At 43.7% G+C, this 6,000-nt stretch carries 6 protein-coding genes and 1 pseudogene; 6 read left to right on the top strand and 1 reads right to left on the bottom strand.

Annotated elements, in window-relative coordinates; all coding sequences use genetic code 11:
• The 6 genes and pseudogenes from ACTHRE_RS02350 to ACTHRE_RS02325 all read left to right on the top strand — a co-directional run.
• On the top strand, nt 1-1,167 hold a 1,167-nt coding region (locus ACTHRE_RS02350), incomplete at its 5' end, for an HNH/endonuclease VII fold putative polymorphic toxin (protein ID WP_440344749.1).
• Nucleotides 1,164-1,604, top strand: coding sequence for a hypothetical protein (locus ACTHRE_RS02345; protein ID WP_070461584.1), 441 nt, complete (start codon nt 1,164-1,166; stop codon nt 1,602-1,604). The genes ACTHRE_RS02350 and ACTHRE_RS02345, both read left to right, overlap by 4 nt.
• Nucleotides 1,605-2,157: 553 nt before the next feature.
• A pseudogene (gene mafB, locus ACTHRE_RS02340) lies at nt 2,158-2,922 on the top strand (polymorphic toxin MafB class 2); the annotation flags it as partial.
• A gap of 10 nt (nt 2,923-2,932) precedes the next feature.
• On the top strand, nt 2,933-3,388 hold the full coding sequence (locus ACTHRE_RS02335) for a hypothetical protein (RefSeq protein ID WP_377072752.1): 456 nt from the start codon (nt 2,933-2,935) through the stop codon (nt 3,386-3,388).
• A 369-nt stretch (nt 3,389-3,757) separates the two neighbouring features.
• The gene (locus ACTHRE_RS02330) at nt 3,758-4,051 is read left to right on the top strand and encodes a hypothetical protein (RefSeq protein ID WP_377072754.1); all 294 of its coding nucleotides are present in this window, start codon (nt 3,758-3,760) and stop codon (nt 4,049-4,051) included.
• Nucleotides 4,052-4,084: 33 nt separating this feature from the next.
• Entirely contained in the window at nt 4,085-4,672 is a 588-nt protein-coding gene (locus ACTHRE_RS02325) for a hemagglutinin repeat-containing protein (protein WP_377072756.1), read from the top strand.
• On the opposite strand, the gene ACTHRE_RS02320 is transcribed toward ACTHRE_RS02325, so the two are convergent.
• Nucleotides 4,584-5,591 (bottom strand): IS5 family transposase, encoded by a 1,008-nt coding sequence (locus ACTHRE_RS02320; RefSeq protein ID WP_440344750.1) that lies wholly within the window; start codon nt 5,589-5,591, stop codon nt 4,584-4,586. The two genes, ACTHRE_RS02325 and ACTHRE_RS02320, sit on opposite strands and share 89 nt — an antisense overlap.
• Nucleotides 5,592-6,000 lie beyond the last annotated feature (409 nt).

Below are 6,000 nucleotides of genomic sequence, written 5' to 3'. Positions count from 1 at the left end.
CAAGCAATCGGCCACTTTATGCTCGGTGCCGCCTTGGCCTACGCCAACGGCGCCGACCCGCTTGCCGGCGGCAGCGCCGCCGTTGCTGCCGAACGTGCGGCCGGGTATCTGGCCAAACAATACGACGACGGCCATACCGCGATTGACCCGCACACAGGGAAATTCAATCCCAACCTGTTACCCGAGCACATTAAAGAAGAGATTAAAGCGCAGACCGGTGCTATCGCTTCGGTGGTGGGTGCGGCCGGAGGCAGTCTGAACGGTACGAACAGCAGCAACGGAGCGTTGTTTGATGCGCAGGTTGCCGGGACGGTCGGGCAGAATGCGGTGGAGAATAATGCTGCGGGGAATAGTACTTCTGCTGTTACGCGGATGCAGAGTAGAGCCGCAACATTGGAGAATGCCGCATATGCAATGGACCCATTTTTCTTACAAGGTAATGTGCCAGATATATATGCTGAGATTCAAAAATTAAAAAGAATAGATCAAGTAAATCAAGACAAGAAAAATGAAATAGCTAGAAATTTTCTTAGGGAACATGGAATTAATGTACCGTTAATGACTGTAATGGATAGTGTTAATGGTGTGGGAGTAGTTCGCTTAGACACAGAACGAAATTACCGAAACCTAATGAAGGCCATGACAGAATTTAAACAAGCAGCAACTACGAAACATGCTACATTTAGAATGGCTAAGCGACAATTAGGGATTCCTAATTCAATGCAGCCAACAGCAGTTCGTCGTGTGCCAATTGTAGAAAAAAAGCATGATCGAATAGGCATAGTAACTTACAAAAAGGATTCTTTAGGACGCACGTTATTTTCTACGGAGTATCTATTTATTGTTAATGGCAAAGGTTATGTAATCCAAGACCACTCTGTAGGGCATAATTTTGGAGACCTTAATGGAATAGGAAATCAACATGCTCATTTTAATTTAAAAAAATTAAATTTAAACACATATACCACAAATGGAACTATTGATATAGAAACTTGGAAGGCCGAGCAGAACATCCCGCACAATAGGCAAACCTATGGAATCAGTCCGATCACAGGTATTCCAGAGCATTTGTACACAAAACCTTCTCCGCATGCAGATCCTAAAGAGCATTTCTTTGAGAGAATATTTAACATGAAAAATGGAAACAGGGGGAAAACGAAAAAATGAAGCACGCGCACATTGACTTTATTGGGGGAAAATGGAATCTATTAAAGCAAATGTATGGAGCAGATATACTTGAAAAAGGAAATTTTTACGTAGATGATATCTTTTTTACCAAATGGATAATTTCCGAAAATAATCTAAAAGGGTACTGTATCAATATGATTATTTATCTTCATACTCCACCAACCATTTATCCAAAAAAATGGGAAGATGCTCAAGGAGTAAAAATATGGCTTTCATTTGATGGCCAATTTGGCAATGGATTATTTAAATTAAGCAATAGAAAATTAATTAAGGAAATACGTCATAAATATGTGAGATTTTCTTTTTTAAATGAATTTATTAAAGACCACAGAAGAATCTTAATTCATCTACAGAAAGATAACTCATCAATATTTGCCACATCGATACATGTTTTAGGCATTTCCAAACTAATTTAAAAATCTTAGAAATCAACAGTGCTATTTACACTTTTCAGATTTCATACTTAGACTGAACTAACCGATTTTTTAGCGAAAAAACAAAAACTGGACAGCCTGAAAAAGTGTAAACAACATGACATTTTCCAACACATTAAAAAGCCTGGAACAAACTGGAAAAGTTAGCTACCGACCGAGAAGAGCAAAACAAAGTAGTTGGTTCTATCAGGAAGGCAGTCCGACAGGAATGGGATTTGCTCAAACGGCACAACAGCAATTTTAGGCATGCTGTTGTCAATGGCAACATTGATGATATACGTGATGATAGTGAAGTCGTTGCAGCTAATGGCTTAAGTTCCTCTACCCAATTGGTGCAGGACTAATCGGAACGGGAGGAAGTTTTGTTGCTGCCAAAGGTATGGGTAATCCGGCTTACCGCATAAGCTGGGAGGGGCTTCCGGAAACCAATGCTGTAAAAATGAGGCAGACTGGTGCAGTTTCTTTGCCGAAGATTACGAAGATAAATAATTTAACACATGAAGGAATCGAATCACATAATCTAAATAACGTTAATGCTCCGGGTAGAAAAACTGTACCCGTCGGCGAAATCCGTATTCCTTCAAATTCCAAAGCAACAGAGGGAACAACCGTTACCTTGGCACAGGAGCAACGCCTAGCCAACGGAGAGCTGATACCGAGAGGCTCTGTGGTAACGTGGTCGGACAATGCGGTGAAGGTGGTGCGGCCGGATGGGAAAAAGCGGAGATTTAATAGTCGGGATTGGGAACAGAAGGCATTGCCGAAACCACCGAAAGATTACAGAGATGACATCAACATAGGGAGAAACAACCCTAAATATAATCAGCAACGGCATGAAAAAATCGAATCCCACAACCCAAACAGAATAGAGGAGATACGCCAACGTAATGCCGTTTCTTCTGCAGAAAGGCAGGCTGATGCATTAAAAAGGATGCAAACGTCTGGCCGCACCCGCCTGCCTGGGCAGCCACAAAAAGGAAAACCCGGCGCTGCTAGAGAAATGTCCTCTTCAGACAATCCGAATCAAACAGCCGAGGCTTTTGCACGTCGATATTTAGGCAGGAAACCTACACTAATGGAACGAGTCGAAGGTGAAAAATTATACGGAGGTAAATGTGTGGGCTGTTGGAAAGCGCAAATGCCGGACGGAACCTTTGTGGTGTATAGGCCAGCAGGTAATGCTTCTATGACCAAGGGAACTACTGCGTCTGTTGATATTAATAACCCAACATTAAATAACTTAAATATTAATTTAAAAGGCAAGCCAACAGAGTTAAAATTTAAATTCCCTGCTAGATAAGGATGTTTTAATGAATTTAGAGACAGCAGAAAATATTCAATGCGAATTTGAGTATTTAGCATTAGATGGTTATTTTCCAATGCATTTTGCATCGCATGGTCAAGGAAACAAAGATTGGCAATTTGCAGTTGAATTCATATATAGATTATTAATATGTCAATTAGCAACTCTTGAACCTATCAACTTTGAAACGAAAAATGATATTTTAGACTTTTGCCATAATTTAGCAAAACAAAGTCCTTTTAATAATGATAATGAGGTGTGGTATCAGGGGGAAATTGTATTAACAAAAAAAGGGATAGATTTAATAAAGGAATATATTCCAGAGGCGTTTGAAGAGTGGAATGGAAAGAAATTTGAATTAAACATTCCTTTCATTAAAACATTAAAAAATATATTTGTTAATTATGAGGTAGCATGGGATGAGAAGAATCCACTATTCCCCATTACATCTTTTAAATATTGAATAAGTGGCATTAGGACAAAAAAGGGGCTAGAAGCCCCTACAAGCCTTATCCTGCAAGACTTTAAGCGGAGTCGAAGGTTTTGAACACAAAAAATTCCCTTTTTGCTGCCCAAAACAAGTCAAAAAGAACGGCAGGCAAACCGGCAGGCAGTGTTAAAATTAATTAATTTTTTTAGAAGGGTAAACTTATGAGAATAAATGAACGACAAGCATCTGCTATTCAGGATGTATTTCGAAAATTAGCTTTTGTTGATACAGAACCTATAGACCTTCCCAATTCAGGGATTGATTGGCAGGAAACAGTAGAGATTATTTACCGGCTGTTTACCTTGAGATGGATGGAATTTTGGCCGCAGAAAGAGATTACGGATGAAGACATCTGGGATGTATTGCCGGAATCTTGCCCGTTATGATCCCGATGCAGATCTTTATTTGAAAAGTCAAGAATTTGATCGTTGGCGGGGATATTATTGGCTTACACATATTAACCTTACCTCTAAGGGAGAATTATTTTATTTTAAATATTTTTATCCCGAAGTAGTGAACAGTGCAGAAGACGACAATGCCGTGAATCCCACCTTTATCGATCATCTTGAAAGCATCTTTGAAGAAAACGATATGCCGTGGGGTAAGATATTTTTTCCCGTACAGAGTATCGAGTAAGCATAGAATGCAGCTGAGGCTTTTGCACGCCAATTGCCGCAACCAGCCGACGACCGCACCCGCGCCCTGCAGGGTCTAGCCGCCGGCGCCCAAGCCTACCAACTGGCCGATGGCGTCGGCAAAGTGGCCGACGCCCTTAAAAGCAACAACGGACAGCAAGGCGCCGTCCTCTTGTCCGTTGAAGCCGGCTTCGGCTTTAAATCCGCCGGCAAGGAACAAAACCAAAACTACCGCCAAAGCCAACAAAGCAGCCTGAAAGCTGGCGACGACATCAATATCCGCAGCCGCGAGGGCGACATTACCGTCCAAGGCAGCAACATTACTGCGGGCGACGCCATCCGCCTCGATTCCGCACGCGATATCCGGCTGCTCTCCGCCCAAGACAGCCAACATCAGGACGGCAAAAACCGCAATGCCGGCGTACAGGTCGGCGTCGGGGTTTCCGTCGGTGCGCAAACCGGTGTCTATATCTACGCCGAAGCCGCCTACGGCAAAGGCAAAAACCGTATCGACAGCCAAAGCCATCAAACTTTTAGGCAGCAACAGGCGCGCTTAGCCTGTTGGCGGCCTTCAACAGGTTTAAACACATCGCCTTCAGATGGCTTTGCGCATTCACTTTAATCAACCCGAAATAGGCTGCCCGGGAGTAGCGGAATTTACGGTGCAGCGTACCGAAGCTTTGTTCGACCACATAACGGGTCTTTGACAAATATCGGTTGCGTTTAGTTTGCGCTTCCGACAACGGATGGTTACGGTGGGCTTTGCGCATAATGCCGTCCAACAACTGATGCTCTTTCAGATGTTGCCGGTTTTCCGCACTGTCATAGCCTTTGTCGGCATAGACGGCCGTACCTTCGGCTATCCCTTCCAGCAAAGGCGACAGGTGGTTGCACTCATGGGTATTGGCGGGGGTGATGTGCAGTTTCTCGATATAGCCTTCCTCATCGGTACGGGTATGTTGTTTGTAACCGAGTCTGTATAAACCGTTTTTCTTTGTCCAGCGGGCATCGCTGTCTTTACCCGGTGTGGTTTGGCCGCTGACTTGTCCTTCTTCATCAACTTCTATGGCCTGACGCTGTTTGCTGCCGGCGGTTTGAATAATGGTGGCATCAATGACGGCGGCGGATGCTTTCTCTACTTTTAGGCCTTTTTCGGTCAGTTGGCGGTTAATCAGTTCCAGCAATTCGGACAGGGTGTCGTCTTGCGCCAGCCAGTTACGGTAGCGGCATAAGGTGCTGTAATCGGGGATGCTCAGTTCGTCAAAACGGCAAAACAGGTTGAAATCGATGCGGGTGATGAGGCTGTGTTCGAGTTCGGGATCGGAGAGGCTGTGCCATTGTCCGAGCAGGACGGCTTTGAACATGGACAACAGGGGATAGGCGGGACGGCCGCGGTGGTCTCGAAGGTAACGGGTTCTTTGACGGTTCAGGTACTGTTCGATCGGTTGCCAATCAATCACTTGATCCAACTTCAATAGCGGGAAGCGGTCGATGTGTTTGGCAATCATGGCTTGGGCGGTTTGCCGGAAGAAGGTGGTCATGAAAAATCCCCTAAATGTCTTGGTGGGAATTTAGGGGATTTTTTGGGGGGATTTTGCAAAGGTCTCAGCCAGTATATCTACCTTTATAAGTTGATAATAATTACAGAATATACAATGCAACCAGGCAATAAGGTATGTGGAAATAAAAAGGCTCAACGAATTCACTTTTAACAGATAAAATAGTTGTATCAGCAATCAAATAAATCATGACAATTGGTTTGATATGATATCTGTGATAATGCTGCTGGTAAAGGGGGAAGGATTGACGGGAAGAAGGCCGTCTTAGAGATTGAATTTGGGTGATTCAAAATCTTTGTCCGTCCTATTCCAGCCTGCTATCAGTGATAGAGTGACAGTCTGTGAGTTGAAGGTACTTGGTATCGTACTAAGACTTCCTGCTCTCTACCCT

This window comes from Neisseria sp. P0001.S007, from assembly GCF_051963655.1.
GTDB classification, from domain to species: Bacteria; Pseudomonadota; Gammaproteobacteria; order Burkholderiales; family Neisseriaceae; genus Neisseria; species Neisseria subflava_A.
Note: the sequence above shows the minus strand (reverse complement) of the source record. Positions and strands in the feature narration are given on the sequence as shown.